The sequence below is a fragment of the Flavobacterium lipolyticum genome (assembly GCF_020905335.1).
Taxonomy (GTDB): Bacteria; Bacteroidota; Bacteroidia; order Flavobacteriales; family Flavobacteriaceae; genus Flavobacterium; species Flavobacterium lipolyticum.
This window is the reverse complement of sequence record NZ_JAJJMN010000002.1, coordinates 114381-137000: the sequence shown is the minus strand read 5'-3', so window position 1 is coordinate 137000 and position 22620 is coordinate 114381. Positions and strand designations below refer to the sequence as shown.

The following is a 22620-nucleotide window of genomic DNA, read 5'->3' as shown; positions in this document are numbered from 1 at the left end:
CTTTAATTATCACTTATATATAAGTATCCTACTTTTTCAACATTCCTAGAATCCTCTCCACTTTTTACTTCGTAGCTTAAGACATAGAAATAGGTTCCTGTTGGAAGTGTGCTATCATTGTTAAACTCACTTTTACCTTGTGACTGAGAATATCCATTAAAAACATTACCCCGTGAGTCATAATTTGTCGTTTCAAAAACTTTTGCTCCCCAACGATTAAAAATGGTTACGCGATTATTTGGATACTTCTGAATTCCTTCAATTTTAAAAAAATCATTCTTTCCATCATTATTTGGACTCACAGCATTATAAACAAATACATAACCGTCATTTTTAGTACTCCTTTTTATTTTTGCCAAAGCAAATATTCCAAAGCCAGAGATTTTAGAAAAAGTAGTAACAGTACCCGATTCATTGTCATTAACTTCTGCTACCCCTCCTTCATCTATCCAAAGCTTTTTATCTTTATCCCATCTCACAATTGTAAGCACATCCTCATTTCCCATCATATTTTTTAGATCTTTCCAAATAAAATCTGATGTTGTCTCTTTATCCCAAGAAAGGGTAATCATAATTTCAGCATATCCTGAATGATTCTCTATTTCCCAATACTGCTTGTTATCAATTTGTTCAAGGTTCCCCGCTCTGCTAGAATGAGGAAAAGACAAATTCGAATTTTCAAGAAAATATTTCCCTATAATGGAACTTCCTGCACTTGCATTTATGGACGTTATCTTTGCATAGCGATAAAGCGATTTATCACCTATCGGGAAGGTAAAATCAGTATTTCCCTTTTTTTCTGCATATCCCTCTATATGACTTTCATTACTCGTATTAAAATGATTTGCATCTATTTCATAAACGATCGACCCATTAAATCTTCCAGTATTTACAATTCCTTTCCTAAAATCAGTATTCCCTGAAACGCTTAATTTACCCGAAACTATAAAAGCAGGCTGTTTAGAATCATTGTCAAAAATTAAATCATTAAATTTTGTAAATTCAGCGGGAGAGCTTCCCGTTATTCTTTGGTTCTTCTTTCCAATGAACTTAGTATTACTGTATTGACTATCTGTAAAAAACACCAAACCGTCATTATTAAAATCAGATAAAATAACAAGTTCTCCATCATTTAAAATTGCTCCAGAAGACGAATTCTCAAAATTAAATTTTGAAGAAAACACGGTTCCGGGTGAAATTGTCAACTTTCCAGTGTTTGTTATCTGTGCCTCCACAGTAGTAACAAAGAACAAAACACCAAAAAACAACATATTATTTTTTTTTTTCATATCATTCACTTTTAGTATTAAAGGAAGGCATGGCATTCAATTGTTAGATTCCAATCTTTACCTCAAAACAAATTAATAATAAAACCCAACTTGATATACCAAAACCTCCCTTTATAAAGATTGCCTATCACTATGCTCCACCACTATGAAAGTAAATAACAAACCAAAACACTATTTACAGTGACAATCTTTAACCAACCTTTTAACAACATAACAATTGATTACTAATCGATTTTATAAAAATAAAGGGAGAGTATTCAGTTATAACCCTCTTAAATGAACTCTCCAAATTCAAAACATAACAAAAACTAAATATTATAGTCCTCTCCCTTTTTTTCTATTAAGAATTTTTAATTTAATTCCAAGCCTTTTACTTTTCAAAAACTATCTTTTCTAATCTCAGCAACTTCATTTTCATTTCTTCGACATCCATTTTTAAACCATCTATTTCCTTTTCTCTTAAATCTATTTGTTTTTGCTGCTCGATAGTATACAAATAAAGCTCTTCAATTTTTTCTAGATTCTGAACACCTAATTCAGTTGGATCAATAGCATATCCATTTTCAACTTTTTCCAGCTTACTTATTGGTGTAACACCAGGCAAGTGTCTATTTTTAATAATGAATTCTTCAACGTCCTTAAGCGATTTAAATTCATAATCAGCCTTCAAGTTTGAAAATCCCTGAAAATAATCCTCAAAAACATAATCAGCATAAACAGAAGTATTTGTTCTTATCTTTCCATTTACTCGTAATGCTTCATCTCCAAAACTGGTTTTCGCATCTACACCAATTCCAACCCAACTCCCTAATGTATAAATCTGATCTGAATTTGATGTAGCCTTCGATGTTCCACCTAATAAATTCCAAGGTTCAACTTTTAATTGAGTAACGTCTATAGTTCGCTTAACCTCATTTGCTCCTATTGTAAGGTTATTATCCAGTAATTCTAAGCTAACATTCTGAACAACATTGGCACTCTGACTTATACCGTTAACCGTAGAAGTCATGATATTCCCAGAATTTACCAACGCATTTGTAGAACCTAACTTAATTATGGGCTGCAAATCTATAACCGCAGGTTTTCCATTAATTGTGGAAGTTAAATTGGTTCCATTTGAACTAAACACATTACTTTCAATCGCTAAATCACTCGTAACTTCTATTCCTTTTTCATTTTTATAAGTAATTGTTCCATTCAAATTTTTAGTTAAACTTGTTACGGTTTCATTGGTTTTTACAATACCACTTAGATCAACAGTTTGGTTAACTCCTGCAGCATCTGCATAAACCAAAATATTCTTAACAGGATCATAACCTACCGTACCTTCGGTTTTTGAAGCTACAGCACTAATGGCCTCCTTAACATCAGCATTCAATAACAGATCTTTGATGTTGGTTTTTATATCGCCAAGAACACTAATGTTCACATCGGTTCCCTTTTCATTTTTATAGGTGTACTCTCCTGCTCCTTTATTGACTAAAGTCGTTACCGTTTCTTTGTCTTTTACAACGGTCTCCAGTTCTTTGATGACCTCAGGGTTCTTAAAGATTGTTGTAGCGATTCCCGATATGTCATTAGCGATGTCAATGGTTACAAGGGCTCCTTTTTCATTGGTGTATGTATACTTACCATCTGAAACTCTTACTAAAGTTGTTACGGTTTCTTTGTCTTTTACAATAGTCTCCAGTTCTTTGATGACCTCAAGGTTCTTAAAGATTGTTGTAGCAGTTCCCGATATGTCGTTTGCGATGTCAATGGTTACAAGAGCTCCCTTTTCATTGGTGTACGTGTATTTACCATCTGAAACTTTTACTAAAGTTGTTACCGTTTCATTGGTTTTTACAATACCACTTAGATCAACAGTTTGACTAACTCCTGCAGCATCTGCATAAACCAAAATGTTCTTAACAGGATCATAACCTACCGTACCTTCGGTTTTTGAAGCAACAGCACTAATGGCCGCCTTAACATCAGCATTCAATAACAGATCTTTGATGTTGGTTTTTATATCACCAAGAACACTAATGTTCACATCGGTTCCCTTTTCATTTTTATAGGTGTACTCTCCGGCTCCTTTATTGACTAAAGTCGTTACCGTTTCTTTGTCTTTTACAACGGTCTCCAGTTCTTTGATGACCTCAGGGTTCTTAAAGATTGTTGTAGCAGTTCCTGATATGTCGTTTGCGATGTCAATGGTTACAAGAGCTCCCTTTTCATTGGTGTACGTGTATTTACCATCTGAAACTTTTACTAAAGTTGTTACCGTTTCATTGGTTTTTACAATACCACTTAGATCAACAGTTTGACTAACTCCTGCAGCATCTGCATAAACCAAAATGTTCTTAACAGGATCATAACCTACCGTACCTTCGGTTTTTGAAGCAACAGCACTAATAGCCGCCTTAACATCAGCATTCAATAACAGGTCTTTGATGTTGGTTTTTATATCACCAAGAACACTAATGTTTACATCGGTTCCCTTTTCATTTTTATAGGTGTACTCTCCGGCTCCTTTATTGACTAAAGTCGTTACCGTTTCTTTGTCTTTTACAACGGTCTCCAGTTCTTTGATGACCTCAGGGTTCTTAAAGATTGTTGTAGCAGTTCCTGATATGTCGTTTGCGATGTCAATGGTTACAAGAGCTCCCTTTTCATTGGTGTACGTGTATTTACCATCTGAAACTTTTACTAAAGTTGTTACCGTTTCATTGGTTTTTACAATACCACTTAGATCAACAGTTTGACTAACTCCTGCAGCATCTGCATAAACCAAAATGTTCTTAACAGGATCATAACCTACCGTACCTTCGGTTTTTGAAGCAACAGCACTAATAGCCGCCTTAACATCAGCATTCAATAACAGGTCTTTGATGTTGGTTTTTATATCACCAAGAACACTAATGTTTACATCGGTTCCCTTTTCATTTTTATAGGTGTACTCTCCGGCTCCTTTATTGACTAAAGTCGTTACCGTTTCTTTGTCTTTTACAACGGTCTCCAGTTCTTTGATGACCTCAGGGTTCTTAAAGATTGTTGTAGCAGTTCCCGATATGTCGTTTGCGATGTCAATGGTTACAAGAGCTCCCTTTTCATTGGTGTACGTGTATTTACCATCTGAAACTTTTACTAAAGTTGTTACCGTTTCATTGGTTTTTACAGTACCACTTAGATCAACAGTTTGGCTAACTCCTGCAGCATCTGCATAAACCAAAATGTTCTTAACAGGATCATAACCTACCGTACCTTCGGTTTTTGAAGCTACAGTACTAATGGCCTCCTTAACATCAGCATTCAATAACAGATCTTTGATGTTGGTTTTTATATCACCAAGAACACTAATGTTTACATCGGTTCCCTTTTCATTTTTATAGGTGTACTCTCCGGCTCCTTTATTCACTAAAGTCGTTACCGTTTCTTTGTCTTTTACAACGGTCTCCAGTTCTTTGATGACCTCAGGGTTCTTAAAGATTGTTGTAGCGGTTCCCGATATGTCATTAGCGATGTCAATGGTTACAAGGGCTCCCTTTTCATTGGTGTACGTGTATTTACCATCTGAAACTCTTACTAAAGTCGTTACCGTTTCTTTGTCTTTTACAACGGTCTCCAGTTCTTTGATGATCTCAGGGTTCTTAAAGATTGTTGTAGCGGTTCCCGATATGTCGTTAGCGATGTCAATGGTTACAAGGGCTCCTTTTTCATTGGTATATGTGTATTTACCATCTGAAACTCTTACTAAAGTCGTTACCGTTTCTTTGTCTTTTACAACGGTCTCCAGTTCTTTGATGACTTCAGGGTTCTTAAAGATTGTTGTAGCGGTTCCCGATATGTCATTAGCGATGTCAATGGTTACAAGGGCTCCCTTTTCATTGGTGTACGTGTATTTACCATCTGAAACTCTTACTAAAGTCGTTACCGTTTCTTTGTCTTTTACAACAGTCTCCAGTTCTTTGATGACTTCAGGGTTCTTAAAGATTGTTGTAGCGGTTCCCGATATGTCATTAGCGATGTCAATGCTTACAAGGGTTCCCTTTTCATTGGTGTATGTATACTTACCATCTGAAACTCTTACTAAAGTTGTTACCGTTTCATTGGTTTTTACAATACCACTTAGATCAACAGTTTGACTAACTCCTGCAGCATCTGCATAAACCAAAATATTCTTAACAGGATCATAACCTACCGTACCTTCGGTTTTTGAAGCAACAGCACTAATGGCCGCCTTAACATCAGCATTCAATAACAGATCTTTGATGTTGGTTTTTATATCACCAAGAACACTGATATTCACATCGGTTCCCTTTTCATTTTTATAGGTGTACTCTCCGGCTCCTTTATTGACTAAAGTCGTTACCGTTTCTTTGTCTTTTACAACGGTCTCCAGTTCTTTAATCACCTCAGGGTTCTTAAAGATTGTTGTAGCGGTTCCCGATATGTCGTTAGCGATGTCAATGGTTACAAGGGCTCCTTTTTCATTGGTGTAAGTGTATTTACCATCTGAAACTCTTACTAAAGTTGTTACCGTTTCATTAGTCTTGATCAACTGAGCAAGATTTACAATTTGTGACTTACCATCATTATCAATATAACTGAATGCATTATTAGCAGGATCCCAAATTAAAGAACGTTGAAATTCGGAACTAAGTCTTAACCATTTATTATCAAACCAATAATAATAACCTGGAGTAATATCTGAAATAGTCGCAGTATTAAAAACCAAAAGACTATTGACATTTCCACTGATTATTGTAGAAGTATCTTTAGAACTTTTTAAAGACACTTGAGGTATCAATATCCCTTTATCAGTAGAAACAATTTCAAGTTGCGAAGAATTGTTTGGTGTAGCTGTACCAATCCCAACTTGCGCATTCCCAATATATCCTCCTAAAACAAACACAAACAGCGGGAGTACTTTTTTATTCATAATTTTCAAAGATTTTAATTAATCTGTACAGGTTACAAACCAAAGTTTTACAACTTTACATGAAGAGATTAGTTTTAAGTTTTAATTTATTTTCCAATCCAAAAAAACTAAGCTTTAATAGGTTCATTGTAGCACCAGTTTATTTTGGAGCAAAGTAAATACAACAACTATATTCTAGCCAAAAGTATGACTACGCAATAATACGCAACACTCAAACAAAATCACAACGCTTTAATTACCAAGACATTAAACAAGAGAATGTCATGAAAAAACATTAATCTAAGAAAGTCTATTCATCTAAGACACCTATAAAATATTCATAACAAGTTTCTTTATGGAATTAGACATAATAATATCTACAGATAAAAACCAATTTTCATACAATTCATAACTAGAAAACTCTATCGTCCTGCAGATTAACTATGCGAAAAAACATAATTAGGACGAAACTAGACAAAGAAAATTTATTTGGTTTTATCTTCTCAAAACGACCAACCTTCTTTGCTTGGAGATAGAGGCATTCAAACAAACACCTAAAGGTTTATATCAACAAAATGTCACTTTAAAGAAAACAGATAACAAGTCCAATGGAGAGTGTTGAACAAGATGATTATGAAATATATGCCGCTCGGCTTAAGTGCTGCGTTAATCTAATGTAGAATTTGCTTATAAAACTGAATTTGTTTATTAAGTGAATTAATCACAATCAAAGCGGTGAGCACATCAAATAAAAAGTTATGATGCATAATTGTTTTACTAACTATGTTAATAAAAAATGGGGCCTTAAGGCCCCATTTTTTATTAAATTTTAATTTTCTCACAGTATTATGAAAAAAGGAGATTTATTATTCACTTATCCTATAACTTCTCCTGAACAAGCGAAACAATTCAAAACAGCTGGAACCTAAATTAGGTGATTGCAAATACCTATTACTGTACAACCGGTATCTTTATAAATTAAAAAACCATGCGTTAATATCTTCTTGAGAAGATATTCCCATTTTTTTCCTTAAACGATATTTTTTAGATTCAACAGATCTAACCGAATTGCCCGTGTATCTCGCGATCTCTTTAGTGTCAAAATTTAGTTTCAAATAACTGCAAAATTTTAAATCAACAATTTTAAAGAAAGGATCTAATTGCAGTAATTTATCTTTAAAATCAGGAAATAATTCATTAAATGTTTGAAAAAACAATACATCATTTTTTATCGCCATGCGAATGACAGTTTTCAACTCTTCTTCTTTTTCAGCAATAGACTTATTCGAATTTAACGATTGAATAAAATGGGTTTTCGCGATTAAGTCTTTTTCCAACTTATCATTGTTATTTTTTTCCGCTTTATACTTTTTTAAATACATTAAAATGACATAAAAAAGTATAAAACATAAAATACTTCCAATAATTATATATATTTTTAGATAACTTACATTTTTCTTATGTTTTAAATCTAAATCACCCGTAATGTTTTTGACAGTACTTCCAATAGCTAAGTCATCGTTATTCCTTATACTATCTCTAACAAGCGTTAAGTTTCGCAAACTTTCTTTTAACTTTTCATCATTATCCAATTTATCATATACTATGGCCAATTCTCTATAAATATCTTCCATTGCAACTAAATTCCCACTTAATTTACTAATTTCAAGAGACTTTTCATAATTCTTCATTGCATTGACATAGTCTTCCATATTATAGTACATTCTGCCTATTCTACTGAAAGAATATACTTGACACCTAACACACTCTGCCTTTTTCGAAATGATTAATGACTTTTTTAAATAAAATTTTGCAGAAGTAAAATCTTTTCTATCTGAATAATACGCCCCTAATACGTCACAAATTACAACTAAACCATCCAAAAGAGATACATCCTTTATAAGAGATGCCTCTTGGTACGATTTTTTAAGATATCTAAAAACTAAATATTCACTATTCTTTATACCGCTCTCGTTAGCTACGAATGCCAATCCATAATAAGCTAACTGTTTTACATAGTGACGTTGATCATCATCAAGAATTCTATCTGAATAGAATAATGCATTATTAAATTCTGTCTTTGCCAGACTCTTCATATGTAGCCGTAAATACATAGTTCCTTTAATAGTCCTTAATCTAGTAATTAGAAAAATATTATTCGACTTCAGAATTTCAGGTTCAATCTTTTTTATTCTTTCCGCGCCCTTATTAATATTGTCTTGGTAAAAGAATACAATAATCTTTTCTAGCTCTGCACGAAGTACTCCTTCTTCATAATTAATGGATTTCGCAATTCTAAAAGCCTTATCAGTATTTACCAAAACTTCTTTTAAACTAACTATTTTTCTATTTTCCCTCAATAATGAATCAACCACTTCCTTACTTTGCGAAAACAAAGGAGTTAAAAAAAGATTTAAAAGTAGACATGCAACAAATTTTGAATTCATCATATTTTTAGATAATTAAACAGTAACAAGTTTGCTTATATTTTTATAGATCTGAAACATTACCTCCTGAGATCTATCATAGTACTAATACTAAAATTTTCTGCTTTTATCTGTAACTACTATACACAAGTAACAAATAAAAAGACATTATTAATATGCAATTAAAACTTATTATTTTTTTTTCGAAGGCAAATGTATTTATTCCTCTAATTAAGAAACAAAAAGACACTACTCATGTATACGCAATTGTTGTTTTTTTACGCAAAATTGATTTAAAACAGTAATTTCTCTAGTAAATATCTCTTTGATAAGAAGAAAAGTCTATGCGTACTCTAAGTAACTTAATTATTTACAAAAATAATCTGTTTCTTAGGACGTATAAATTTATTGATTATAAAATGATAGTAGAAATGTACGCAATAATACGATAGAAAAAATTTTAATTGAAGCTTATCTTTCATCTTTCTTACGATTAATAAAAAAAGCCAGTGAAATAATTCACTGGCTTCAAATAATTTACAACTAGATTCGTAATTAATCTTTATGTTTTTTTCAATAAAAAAATCACTTTATAATTATTTTTTGTACGGAGGTATTTCCGTCTTGTTCAATTTTAATTACGTATACCCCACCTGGCAAACCTGAAACATCTAATTCTTTATTTTCTGTTTGTCTAACGAAAACTTTTTTCCCGGACATATCTGCTATACTAATATTCTTTATGCTACCAGATGCTGTTTGTATATATAGTTTCCCCTCCTTTACCGGATTTGGATATATAACAAGTCCATCAATTTTGTTGGTTGCAATTCCAAGAGTTTTACAAATCGTAGAGGATACATTTATTGTACGGGTAACTGAAGATTCATTCTGCAAGGCATCTTTTACAGTATAAGTCAGGATATATTGTCCAGCTGTGTTTACGTCGACAATTCCTGTAACTACTACTGCCGAAGCAATATCTGCATCCAGATTATCTTTGGCTGTAAAACCTGCCTCTACATACGAACATCCACTATTCAAAGAAATTACAGTATCTCCTAAAAGAGAAATTACTGGTTTAGCTTTCTCAACCGAGACTGTCCAATTCGTTATTGTCCCGTTTTGAGCCGTCACATTATACTGTACCGGTAAGGCATAATTTAATGAAGTAACTCCACTATTTTGAAAATAGGTTCCAATGCGCAATGTTGCAAAATCTGAAGTTCGGAATACCGGAACTAGTGCGCTTAAATTGGCATTATTATTAACCATCACTTTTACCGTTTTTGAAACTGGGTCTATTACAGTTGCCCCTACTTGGCCGGCTACTGAATACGCAACAATATCTGTTTCTGAATTTTTAGCGTCTAAAATAACTGCGTAGTTAGTTTGCAAAAACTTGTCTCTCGAAATTACTGAGACTAAAAAGCTATTTGTATAATCTGAAACTACTACTTTGGAATTTTGTTGTTTTACACCGTCTATATATAACTCTGCTCCTGGTGAAACGGTAAAATCTGCAATTAAATTAGACACATCAGTACCATAGGCCAATGTTTTCGTTGCATTACTTCCTACAATTGCGGTATTAATTTCTTGCGCTAATCCTGGATTAGATGCCGTTTTAAAATCATATGAAAGCAACTTAGCTTCATTAAAATCTACAAATACTTTAATAGTATAGGTTTCTGAGATTCCTGAGTTAAAACCAACTCCTTCTACAGTTAAAGTAACTGGGTTTGTGTAATCATTTGTAGTAACACCACTTACTTGTATCGTTCCATTTATTTTTGCAATACTCTGCATTCCTAATGAATAATTAGCAACTACCTTTGTTATATCTGTTCCATCGTTTAATTTTATTGTATATGTTTTGGTTGCAGCATCATAAGAGGACAAATGTTGGTTAACAAAATCTAATTTTTGTAATAAAACCGGAACATTCCAGAATTTACCTTCACCTTGACCATTTGTATCTGCATTTGTAACTACTGCTGTGTTATCACTTGAAGTACTATCGAAAACAAATTGCTTGTCTCCTTCGGAAAAGGAATAATATGCCAGAAGTCCCGATTCATTACCTGTGTACTTTGTCATAGTATTCGCTAGAATTGTAGCCTGATCACGAACTCCTGACCAAATACGTACTTCATCTACATTACCTTTAAAACCACGAATTAAGCTTGCATCATTACCTATGTAAGCAGGAAAGTTAGCATTTGACCTTGCAGCTCTAGCCCCAACACTAGTTAAAGTTGTAAATGGAACTGAAATCCCATCGATATAAATTGTATACACATTTGCAGCACTTACCGAATAAGCAATATGTTGCCAAGTATTTTGTTTAATCGAATTTAATCCCGTATTTAAAATATAATTACCTGCTGATGTAACAATATAGAGTATTAAACTGTTGTCTTCAACACCAGAGGTAGAGTCATTATTAATATAAACTATTACCGAGCCTTTCTCAAAAAAACTTCTATAATAGCGAAATCCTTCCTTCTTATTAATCCAGGCCTCGAATGTATAATTGTTAGTCAGATTAAGAGTTGGTGTACTATCTATTTTAATAAAATCATCTACACCATCAAAAGTCCCTACAACGTTAGTAGCGTAATTTGCCACATGTGAAAGCGCTATAGACTTAGAATCATTTGTAACATCAGTATCCCCAGCTAATTTGGTGTATACATCAATAGTATAGTCACCGGGAGCCCCTAAATCAGCCTTTGTTGTAAAGACAATGTCTGCTGTTCCTCCTGTCGGAATTGCAGCTACCTGATTTTGGATGACTTCAACTCCACCATTAACTCTGTAAGCCACCGGGAAGTTTGAAATTGCTACTGTTGAATAATTACGAATTACAGCTCTAACCGATACCGGAGCATTACCCGGTTTAACTGGTACTGTTATTTTATCTATACTGGCGTCAGCAGCTGTGAATGGCAATACATTAATGGTGTATTCTTCTACCTCAAAATCTGAGCTGGAACTTGTTAATTCATCCTTTGTTGGACCAAGATTTACATTGTAATATTCCTGATCTTTACGCAACATATGAACAACACGCATTAACTTCTCCCCTGCTGTAGTCCCCCTAGGAATAGTTATACCCTCTGCTAAAGTTGTATTATCTCTAAAATAATGTGTACTTGTGCTTGAAGGAATTATAGGTAATTCTGAACTTTTAAGGGTATTTATCCAAAATTTTCCATCATAAAACTCATCTGTCAAATTACCATCACCGTTTAAATCAATAACTATCATTGTAAATACGCCAACTGAACTTGTTTTATATTTATCAAGAGGTGCTTCTGGCTTGATAAGTGTAACTTCCGGCTGATAGGTAGTTCCTGCATAAATTGGAATTTTTATGTTCTTAAAGTCTGAATATGCTGTGGCTTCAGAAGTATTTATTACCTCATTCCATTTTAACTTAGAAATAGCATATCCATTTGTATTGGTATGAACTGGCAAATCATTATTATTAAATACAATTTTTTCGATTATATCATTGGCGTTATTATCATCTCCTATATCAACACCACTTCTAATTGTATAAGTAGCATTAACACTCGATAAATCAGCTTTGGTTACAAAAGTAAAACTTGCAGTCGTGTAGGGCGCAATACTAGGTACAACATCAGTAACCTTTGTTGCTCCATTGATCTGATAAAACACAGGATGATTCGTTAACGCAACAGGTCCTAGATTACTAACTTTAATTGTTATATCATGCAGACTTGATTTTTTACCAATAACTTCAGGTGTAACTATAGAGACTACATTTGCATCATTTACGATTTTAGTAACACAAGAGATCGCTGCAATCCAACCTGCCCTACTTACCCCTGTATTTGAAATAAACCTGAACGTCAGTTCTCCTCCAGCAGCTGTAGATATTAATGATTGTGGTAAAGTAGTTCCTGTAAATATTCCTAACAAAGCAGATGAATCTGTTGGCCCATCAAAAACAAATAAAAAATCGTAACCTTCTTCTACATCAAAAGTACTAAAGTCAATTTTAATACGAGTACCTACTGTCCCCGGCTTAAAAGTCATTGTCTCATCAAGGTTGTTTTTATAATTTAAAAAACGATTCCCGCTATCAGTAAATACTGCGGAACATGTAGTTATTGTGGATCCTGATCCAATTAACACATCTGATCCCGTATTATAAACTATTGTAGTAATTGAATTATTATTGGCAATAGCATCGGTTGGATAATCTGTACTAGCCAATACCGTATACTTTTCCGGTATAGAAAAATCTGCTTTTTGTGAAAAACTATAAGATACTTCAGTAAGTGGGTTTATAGGTCCTGGAATAGTTTCTACTACTGGTGTCGCACCATTTATTTTATACGAAACCGGAATGTTACTTACTGGAACTGGTGAGTAATTATAAATCTTTAATGTTACGGTTTCTGCGGCTGTAAGTCCCGTAGTAGCTGTAATTGAATTTAATGCCAAATCTGTAGCTGTAGCCTCAAAAATAGTGACATTATCAATAAAAAGAGAATTAAAAAAATAGTTATTATTAATCTCTACAAAATTATTATCAATCACTGACTCTAAAGCAATGCTAAAGCTTGTTCCAGCATAAGCTGATAAATCATATACCAGATCAGCATCCCCCCCTAAAACTGTTCCACCATAAACAGCAATATTTTCGTGGCTGCTTATTGCCACTCCATTTACCAATACTCTAAAAAAATTTTTATTGGATTTATCAATACTATTCCATTGTAAGTTAAACTTCATACGAAGCTTTTTGCCTACAAGATTTGTAGCATCAATATCACAAAAAGTTATCTTTTTTATGTAGTCGGGATTATTTGAAAATGCATTTGCAGTTGTACTTGAAACCCATGCAGATAGAGATGCGTTGTGTGATCCCTCCATTTTTACAACGTCTGAAAATACGTCCCTTATTTTTAGATTGTAATAATTCATATTTCCCGCTTTTCCTTTCGAAAGAACAAAATTTGTTGCCTTTCTTGTATTAAAATCCTCAAGGAATGGTAAATTTATTGCACTTAAAACAGGTTGAGAAATAGGTTCTACATTCACCGCTGGCACTCTTTCTGAAACAATTCCTGTTGCAACATCTACGGTACGAACTGAAAACCAGTTATCATCCCCTACTGTAACATCTGCAAATGTATAAGTAGGATTGGTAACTGTTGCAACTACATCAAAGGCATACCCATTCATTTTCAGGACTTCATATTTTGCTCCCGCAATTGCATCCCAATCCATTTTATACGAAGTCGCTCCACAGGTTACCGGAGCAATAACAAAATTCCTAGGTTCAGTTATAATAATAAAATTCTCTTTTGAAGTATCTGTTTTCGTACCTGCACTTATTCTTATCTTAGCATTTGCAACTATTGCAGCCGGAACTTTCCATTCAAAATTTCTTGCAGTCGATGGAATGTCTTTTGCTATTATGATGTAATTCACTCCTCCATCTATAGAATATTCAAGAGTAAATGTCTTTACCTCTCCCTCATAATCCCAACGGATGTATTCTGTAGATTCGGTATTAAATTTTTCGCCTCCTACCGGATACGTGAGAATTAGCTCTGGAGCTACATAATCATACACTACCGAAAATTCCTGACTATTAAGAGGAACCATTGTTCCTGTTACAATAATTTTATAAGTTCCTGCAACAGGATTATCTAAAGTTACTTGTTCAATATTATTCATATTATCAACCCCCCTTATTGCATTTACATCGGGAGTTGTGGGGTTTAAAACCCAAGGCAAAGTAGTTTTCCCGTCTCTTACAATTTTAATATCCAGGTCGTTAACCTGAACAGAAACCGCACCAGGTGTAGCTGAGATATCTGAATACGCAAGCATCACTTTTAACGAAACCAGACCGGCAGGAACTACAATATCCTTTTCATAGGTTGCGCCATTGGCTACGCTACCGGTATAGAACATTCCTTTATCTAAGACTTTAATAGCTCGCAAGCCATTAATATTTCCGAACCCATATTTATAATCTGGACCTAAATTCCCCGCATCATTAGCTGTATTGGTAACTAGTGCTTTCATTAAAGAAGCCAAGGGTCTTTTACCATAACTATTTTTGTATCTTTCATAAAGTAATGCCAATGTGCCTGTAACTCCAGGTGTGGACATAGAGGTACCCGTCTTAGAAGTGTAACTATTCACGTAACTCAGTGAATATACATCGGTACCCACCCCCGCAATTTGGGGAACCAAACGCCCATCTATAGTAGGTCCAAAACTACTACCGCTGTTAATAGAATTATCAGTCTTAGTATTTGCTACATGCAATGCATTTTTTGAATTATGAGTACAAGTATTAAATCCTCCAGGGTTTGTAGTTTGGGAATTTCCATTGGCATAAATGTGTAAAAGATAGGGATACCTAACCGTTGCATCATCATCACCACGATCACTAGATTCATATCTCAGGGTATTAAATCCTTTAATATTATGTACCCCATACGAATTTGATGTCATCTCTATATCATCATCTCTTACAGACATTACTCTTTCTGCCTGAACAGTTAGACCATTAGACTGGGTGTTAAAATTCCAACCGTACATTTGTACTTCTGGAGCCATTCCTCTTGCTCTTGGATCTAATAAACCGGCCCCAGCAATAGTCCCTGAAACATGCAATCCATGATCTCCATAGTCTTCATATTCTTTGATCGTTACTCTGCCGGTATGATCTTTGTGTGGTTCAAGGTTATTATCCCAAACCCCAATTTTCACCCCTTTTCCAGTTAATCCGTATCCTAATCCCGGAATACCTGAACCTAAAATATTTGCCTTATGTGAAGTACTACCTGGAATATTATTACTTTGAACAGGTGCAGGAACTAATTCTATGTGCTGTACCCAATTTAATTCAGCAATCTCTTCTAATTTATCCTTAGGAGCTTGTAAATAAATCGTATTAAAAAAATCATCTATCTTACTGTTTTTTACAAATAAATTTCCCAAATCTTGTGAAATAATCTTAGGATCGACTCCCTTAAAATAACTTACAACTACTTTAATACCATTACCATCTATAGCATAATCAGGGATGCTATTTTGAAGAATATTGGAATCCAATTTAAATTTTGCTTCGACTAAAGTTAATGTTCTAATATTCTTAGAAATATTACTCTTGTCATAAAACTCAGATTTAACTGCTGCATAATAGCAATTGTTCGATACATAACTGAGTAACGTTACCCCTTGCTTTATTAGATTTTGCTGCTCGATTAAGGACGGAATTTCATTAAACTGCAACAAAAAATAATCTGTCCTTGGGTTTTTCTTACTTGTCCCTTTTTTTAATTCTTTGATCTGCGTTTTAACATTAGCTGTTGTTTCTATTTTATTTCCATTTATAGAAATAGAAAAATCATCCTTGGATTTTTTTTGCGACCATACTGCAATGGTCAAAAAAATCATAATTGAACTCAGTAATTTTTTTTTCATAAATAATGTATTTTGGTTAATAAATAGTTGAAATAATTTTAAAAGCGTTTTTGCTATTTTTTTTGGGTATTGCTTCGGTATTTCATCAATATCTATAATCGAAGCTGAAAGAGATATGACTCTTAAATCTTAACTTTTTTGTTTTGTTTAGGGGGCAACCTAAATATTTATATTAGCTCCAATTAAAAAAACGCACCCCATATTTGTGGCCATTCATTTAACATTTTAATAATAAAATCTAATATTAGAAATTTAAATCGTGCCTCTAAAAAAAAACAATACGCATCTATACTCAAAACAATAAAACACTGTAAATCAACACAAAAACAAGCGTTTTCAATTTATTCATCGTTTATAATACCTCTCCTATTTGGTGATCGGAATAAATGAATTCCCCTAGATTGTCGCTGGTGAAATTTTAAAATTTGGAGAAAAAAAAGATTCTTCACGGCATGTTGACCTAAGCAATGAAAAAATATCTTTTTAATTAAAAATGATAACATCATAAAAAATGTATGTTACCAAAATTTCCTTAAATAATTTATCCAAAGAGGCAGTAGATTTAGTAGATAAAAAGCACATATATACTTTCCTCCCGAGCATCTCTATAAAACAACTGATACCTTGGTCCTTTAATTTTAAATGTATCGTTCATTCCATCATCATTAGAGGATATTGCATTAAAAATTTCTGCCAGACAATAGAAACTTATTGTTTGTGTATAAGATAGATTAGACATCCTATGTTATCCAGGGGCTAATTAAGCATTATGCAAAATATAAATAGACAAAAAAACCGGCTACAAAAGAGTAACCGGCTTTTCCAGAATAAAATAAAAACAATTATCGTTTATCTTACCAAAGAGGATTTTGTTCTAAATCCGGATTGGCATTTCTTTCAACCTGCGGTATTGGCCATAAAAATCTACGATCTTCACCTGGTATAGCAGCTACTCCATAAGGTCCTGAATATGGACTTCCTAAAGTATATAAAGCCGCATTTACAGATCCATTAGCCAATTTTCCAGGAATACCATCAATCGGAGCAATATCGTCCTTTTGAAGTCTATGAATATCAGACCATCTACGTCCTTCTGACAAAAATTCAATTCTTCTTTCTAACAAAATAGCCTTAACTAAATCAGAAGCTGTGGCAAAAGATGCAGTTGTATAAGTTTGCGCTACAGGATTTGCCAAAGACCTGTCTCTCACCAGATTTAATAATCTAAGTGACTCTGATAAATTTGGTGATGTCAAGCGAGCTTGTGCTTCTGCCATACTTAACAAAACTTCTGCATATCTAATTACTGGAGCCGCATCAGTTCTATTTTTTACATCTGTATATTTATTAGTGATCTTTGTTCCTCCTTTTGTTAATACCATCCCTGTTGCCTCTCCGTTTCCGTCATAAGTTTCTTCTCTTCTTTTATCATCAGAAAGCCACATAGGATTTCTCCAAATAATTGGACTAATAGCTATTAATCCTCTGTCTTTATGCATACTTGCTAAAGCACCATTGATACTTGGATTATTAACTGTAGAATGCTGGATAGAAAAAATCGACTCTACATTAATTAAGTTATTTCCTAATACAAATGGATCACCAGGCCTAGGAGTTAAAGAATACGTTGTTAATTTTGCTCCTTCAGCAATTACATTTGCCCAGTCTCTTTTATGAAGATATACTCTGGTTTTAAATGCAATGGCGGCATTTTTTGATGCTTTAGCTATTGTTTTTGTTGTTATTAACCTTTCAGCATCAGTTAAATCTGCTAAAATTTTCGCATAACATTCTGCAACGGTATTTCGCAGTTTAGCCGTCTCAGATATAACTTCTGCCTGAGTATTAACACCTACTTCTCTGTAAAGAACTCCGGGGTGAGAAGCTCCGGTAGTAAAATTGTATGGCCTGGCAAAATAATTTAATAACTCAAAATGAGTTATTGCTCTTAGAAATTTAGCCTGTCCTATATAATCATCTCCAACTGCTGCAGTAATAACTCCCTTAGCTACTGCTGTATTAACGCCTTCAATCATTAGATTACATCTGTTGATTAATCGGTATCCATCTACCCAATAATATACATTATTGGCAGTATTGGGGTCATAAGCAGCGGTATAGGTATTTTGATAAAACGACGCTGTACTTACTACATCTTCCCCTCTGGTGTCTCCCTGTTGTACAAACGCCGCTCCCCAGATAAATCCTCTACCATCATTCGGTAGAGTGTTATTGTATTGACCTATTGCCGCTGCATTGTACACACCATTCATATAACTTCCAACTAACGCAGCTGTCGAAAAAGCATCCTCTTCGGATATATTATTTATTGGATTTAAATCTAAAATCTTTTCTTCTGTACAAGCATTCATCCCGAGTACAACAACAGAAACCAGTATTATTTTTATTAATTTTTTCATTTTTTTTATAAGCTTACGTTTATCCCTACTGATATTACCTTAGTTCGAGGAGTACCATTAATGTCTACTCCGGATGTTTCCATTTCTGGGTTAATTCCTTTATATTTACTAATGAGCCACACATTCTGAGCTTGCGCAAAAACTCTAAAATTCTCCACTTTAATTTTGTCTAAAAATAATTTAGGCAACGTATAACCAATAGTCAAATTGTCTAATGAAATAAAGTCAGCATTTTCGACAAATCGCGATGTTGCACTTCCTGAAAAATTTGTTGAAGTATTTGAACCTGCATACAACCTTGGTGTCCATCCGTCACCCGGATTCTCAACACTTTGCCATCTGCCTAAAATTTCGGTACTATTATTATTAAAGTTCTGATTTAAAAGCTCTCTTCTTGTACTGTTAAAAACTTTATTTCCGCCACTAAATCTGAACATAAAACCAAAATCTAAATTTTTATACCTCATCGCTGAACTAAATGAACCAAAATAGGTAGGCAGTGTATTTCCTAGTATTCTTCTATCACTATTTGTCAATGCAGCTGATTTCGAAACATCTGCGGGGTTGTTTTCATCAAACGTTGCATAAGTAAGGCCTGGTAATTTTCCTTGTACCAGACTACCATCCGCTTTATAATAAACAGGATTACCATTTGCTTTATTCACTCCCCAATACTCAAAACCAAATAATGAATTTATTGATTCTCCTTCTCTTATTATTATGTTAGGAGCAATATTAGTATTTGTACTTGTGCCTCCTATAATGTCTTGTCCATTAAAAACACTTTGTACTATGTTTTCAGCAAGAGTTAAATTAGATGATAAATCCCAACTGAAATTCTTAGTATTAAATGCTTTAAAACTTACAGAAAACTCATATCCCTTATTAATTAACTTACCAATATTTTGATTGATCTCACCTCCAGGAATCCCTAAAGACCTAGCAACTGGAACTTCTAAAATTAATTTGTCTATATTATTTTCGTAATAGTCAAAGGTTAGATTGATACGGTTATTAAATAACCCCAGATCTACCCCAATATCATTTTTTTTACTTGCTTCCCATTGTAACTGATCATTACCAAATTGATAATATCCGATACCATTTAAAGTTCCGTAAGGAGAGCTTACTGTTAGACCTCTATAAGGATAGTTACCTATATCCGTATTTCCTACCTCAGAATATGAAGCTCTGATTTTTAGCTCCGAAATTGTATTACTAATCGGTGCCATAAAGTTTTCTTTTGAAATTGTCCAACCTCCGGAAATACCCGGAAAATTATTCCATCTTGTATCTTTTCCTAATTTAGAAATACCGTCTCTTCTAATAGATCCCTGAATAAAATACTTTTCCTTGTAATTATAAGTACCACGAGCTAAGTATGACATAATTCCATTCTCAAACATAGAACCTCCCGAGTCTCTGGTAACGTATGAATCGGAAATTATTCCTTTATCATAGAAATCACTTATTAAATCACTTCCAAAAGCTCTATAGTAGTTATAGGTTTGTTTTTGGTATTCAGCTACTCCTGTAATTCCAATGTTATGATTTTCCGCAAATGTTTTTTTGTAGTTCAAAACATTTTGCCAGTTCCATGTAAAATATTCTAAACTTGTATTATTCAAAGAACCATTAAGAGAACGTCCATCGCCATGAACCGGGTTGAAATATCTAAAACCACTTTCACTTGCATCGTCTGCACTCACTTGCAGCCTGAAACTTAAATCAGAAGTAATTTTAGCATTCGCGTAAAGATTTGCCAACGTGCGCTTAACTTTTGAACGATACTTATTATGATCTAAGACATAAACAATATTGGTAACATTATCGCCCACTGGATTTGAATTTTTCCATTGTCCAACATTAACATTATCAGGAGATAAATTATATCCCGTTGGGTTAGCTGAATCATAAATAGGTGTGTTCGGTAGTTGTCTAATAACATTAAAAACATTACCCGAGAGGTTCCCTGCTGCCACATTCAATCCATCGTACTCTGTTCTTGTCACGCTTAAATTAGTTCCAATACTCAACCATCTATTAATATCCTGATCAATATTGGCTCTTATGGAATATCGCTTCATCTCATTAGCAATATTAATGCCTTCTTGCTCTGTTAATCCTAATGAAAGAAAGTATTTCGTTTTATCTGAACCTCCACTAAATGATAATGAATGATTCATTTGTGCTGCATTTCTAAAAATTGCACCTTGCCAATCAGTATTGTATTCATCCCCAACTGCCCATGGTGTTAAACCAGCATTTGACGTTTTTTCATTAGAGATTTTTATAAAATCAGGTGTTTCCAGCAAATCGTATCTACTAGCGGCACTAGCAACCCCCATAGTGCTAGTTAAATTCACTTTTAACGTTCCTTTCTTTCCCGATTTTGTAGTTATCAATATAACTCCATTTGCAGCCCTAGATCCATAGATAGCTGTCGCGGCACCATCTTTTAGTATTTCAAATGACTCAATATCTGCAGGATTTATATCACCTAATCCGTTTGTTACAAGAGTGCTGCCAATATCACCCGAAACAATTGGCATACCATCTAAGACTATTAAAGGACTACTCCCACTAGAAATCGATGCCACTCCTCTAATCCTAATTACCGGGACAGCTCCAATAATACCAGTGTTCGTTACAACTTGCACTCCTGCAGCCCTACCTGCCAAAGCTCCTTCAAAACTCGGAACTACAAGATTTGCAACCTCATTACCAGCAATTTTAGAAATTGATCCTGTAACTTCTTTTCTTTTTTGAACTCCGTAACCTACTACTATTACTTCATTCATCATTTCAGCTGCAGACTCTAGACTAATATTTATTGTTCTAGAACTACCAACTGTTACTGACTTATCTTTCATTCCTACAAACGAAAATAATAAAACGTCACCTGTTTTTGCTTTTACAACATATTTACCGTCAAAATCAGTCTGAGCACTATTTTTTGTGCCTTTAACAATAATATTAACTCCCGGAATAATTCCTAAATCACCAGAAACAACTCCGGAAATAGTTTTCTCTTGTGAAAAAGAGAGCTGTACAGACAATGCAATCAATACAGTAAAAATCCATTTAAATTTTAATTTCATTTTCTAAAATTTTAAAAATTAGTTAAAAACAAATGAACTCATAAATGATAAGTACCTGAAACGATATGAAATTTTATTAACTATTAATTTACAACCTATTTCTTTCAAAAAACAAATAAAAAAACCTTTTTATAGCTTTTAAGCTTCAAATAAACATATACCTTGAAACAAACCATTATTTTTTTAACAATACATTAACAGGTATTATTTAAATAATTACTGCTCATTTTTCCCCTCTTAATCTAAAAAACGTTTGTTCCGAGTTATCGAATTTACTTCATACATGTCTTAAACAAACAACATCGTATATTAGAAACCATGTGGTCAAAAAAATGATTAAGCTATTGTAAAGAAATAAAGTGCTATTTTCTACAATACCAACATCCTAAAATGATATTCCAAATATTCTTTCTTCATTTGTTCTTATATTTTCGCAATACCATTGATGGTAATCTTTACCCTTTTTTGGACTTTATTGAAAAGTAATTTATATGGTTATGTACATTCCAAACCACAAAAAGCTACTTAAAAAGCAGCTTTTACAAAATGATAGATACAATTTCTTCAATCCATAATCATTGATACTAAATAATTTATTGAGAGTAATTTTTACTCGTTGTCAACTGCATAACTATATTTTCTTAATTTCGACTGATCTTCGATGGAAGCATTTACAGCCTCTATTTTTATTAGATCAATTGCGTTATCACGTAAACTTCTATTTTCAAAAAACTCACTAACCGCAATAATTTTACCGTTGAAAGACTTAAGATTAAAGTAAAAAGTACCACTTTGAGAGGTTTTTTTAAAAAATTTAAAGCTGTCTTTTGAATTCCGCTTGACAGATTCTATCCCATTTAAGCACATCATTTTTCTTGTGTAATTTCCACTGTAAAGTATTATTGTATCATTACTATCTCGGTAATCAAATTGAAACACCGCGTCTGACTTTTTCGTAATTACAAACTTTCCTGTTTTTAACATTTTATTTCAATT

The 22620-nt window shown here is 33.5% G+C and carries 7 protein-coding genes; all 7 read right to left on the bottom strand.

Annotation, left to right across the window (positions count from 1 at the left end):
• Positions 1–2 precede the first annotated feature (2 nt).
• Positions 3–1289, bottom strand: a complete 1287-nt coding sequence (locus LNQ34_RS17420) for a T9SS type B sorting domain-containing protein (RefSeq protein ID WP_230000636.1) — start codon at positions 1287–1289, stop codon at positions 3–5.
• A 370-nt stretch (positions 1290–1659) separates the two neighbouring features.
• Positions 1660–6213 carry a hypothetical protein gene (locus LNQ34_RS17415; RefSeq protein WP_230000635.1) on the bottom strand — a complete coding sequence of 1518 codons (4554 nt, stop codon included), beginning with the start codon at positions 6211–6213 and terminating at the stop codon, positions 1660–1662.
• A gap of 950 nt (positions 6214–7163) precedes the next feature.
• Positions 7164–8642 carry a helix-turn-helix transcriptional regulator gene (locus LNQ34_RS17410; protein ID WP_230000634.1) on the bottom strand — a complete coding sequence of 493 codons (1479 nt, stop codon included), beginning with the start codon at positions 8640–8642 and terminating at the stop codon, positions 7164–7166.
• A gap of 561 nt (positions 8643–9203) precedes the next feature.
• A complete protein-coding gene (locus LNQ34_RS17405) occupies positions 9204–16103 on the bottom strand; it encodes a S8 family serine peptidase (RefSeq protein ID WP_230000633.1) in 6900 nt (2299 codons plus the stop codon).
• Positions 16104–16957: 854 nt separating this feature from the next.
• Positions 16958–18523, bottom strand: coding sequence for a RagB/SusD family nutrient uptake outer membrane protein (locus tag LNQ34_RS17400; protein ID WP_230000632.1), 1566 nt, complete (start codon positions 18521–18523; stop codon positions 16958–16960).
• 5 nt (positions 18524–18528) lie between these two features.
• Positions 18529–21624 (bottom strand): SusC/RagA family TonB-linked outer membrane protein, encoded by a 3096-nt coding sequence (locus LNQ34_RS17395; RefSeq protein WP_230000631.1) that lies wholly within the window; start codon positions 21622–21624, stop codon positions 18529–18531.
• Between the two features lie 609 nt (positions 21625–22233).
• On the bottom strand, positions 22234–22608 hold the full coding sequence (locus tag LNQ34_RS17390) for a YegP family protein (RefSeq protein ID WP_230000630.1): 375 nt from the start codon (positions 22606–22608) through the stop codon (positions 22234–22236).
• Positions 22609–22620: the final 12 nt, after the last annotated feature.

Coding starts and splice junctions, on each gene's coding strand:
- LNQ34_RS17415 (WP_230000635.1), bottom strand. CDS start 6,213: ATGAATAAAAAAGTACTCCCGCTGTTTGTGTTTGTTTTAGGAGGATAT.
- LNQ34_RS17400 (WP_230000632.1), bottom strand. CDS start 18,523: ATGAAAAAATTAATAAAAATAATACTGGTTTCTGTTGTTGTACTCGGG.
- LNQ34_RS17410 (WP_230000634.1), bottom strand. CDS start 8,642: ATGATGAATTCAAAATTTGTTGCATGTCTACTTTTAAATCTTTTTTTA.
- LNQ34_RS17395 (WP_230000631.1), bottom strand. CDS start 21,624: ATGAAATTAAAATTTAAATGGATTTTTACTGTATTGATTGCATTGTCT.
- LNQ34_RS17420 (WP_230000636.1), bottom strand. CDS start 1,289: ATGAAAAAAAAAAATAATATGTTGTTTTTTGGTGTTTTGTTCTTTGTT.
- LNQ34_RS17405 (WP_230000633.1), bottom strand. CDS start 16,103: ATGAAAAAAAAATTACTGAGTTCAATTATGATTTTTTTGACCATTGCA.
- LNQ34_RS17390 (WP_230000630.1), bottom strand. CDS start 22,608: ATGTTAAAAACAGGAAAGTTTGTAATTACGAAAAAGTCAGACGCGGTG.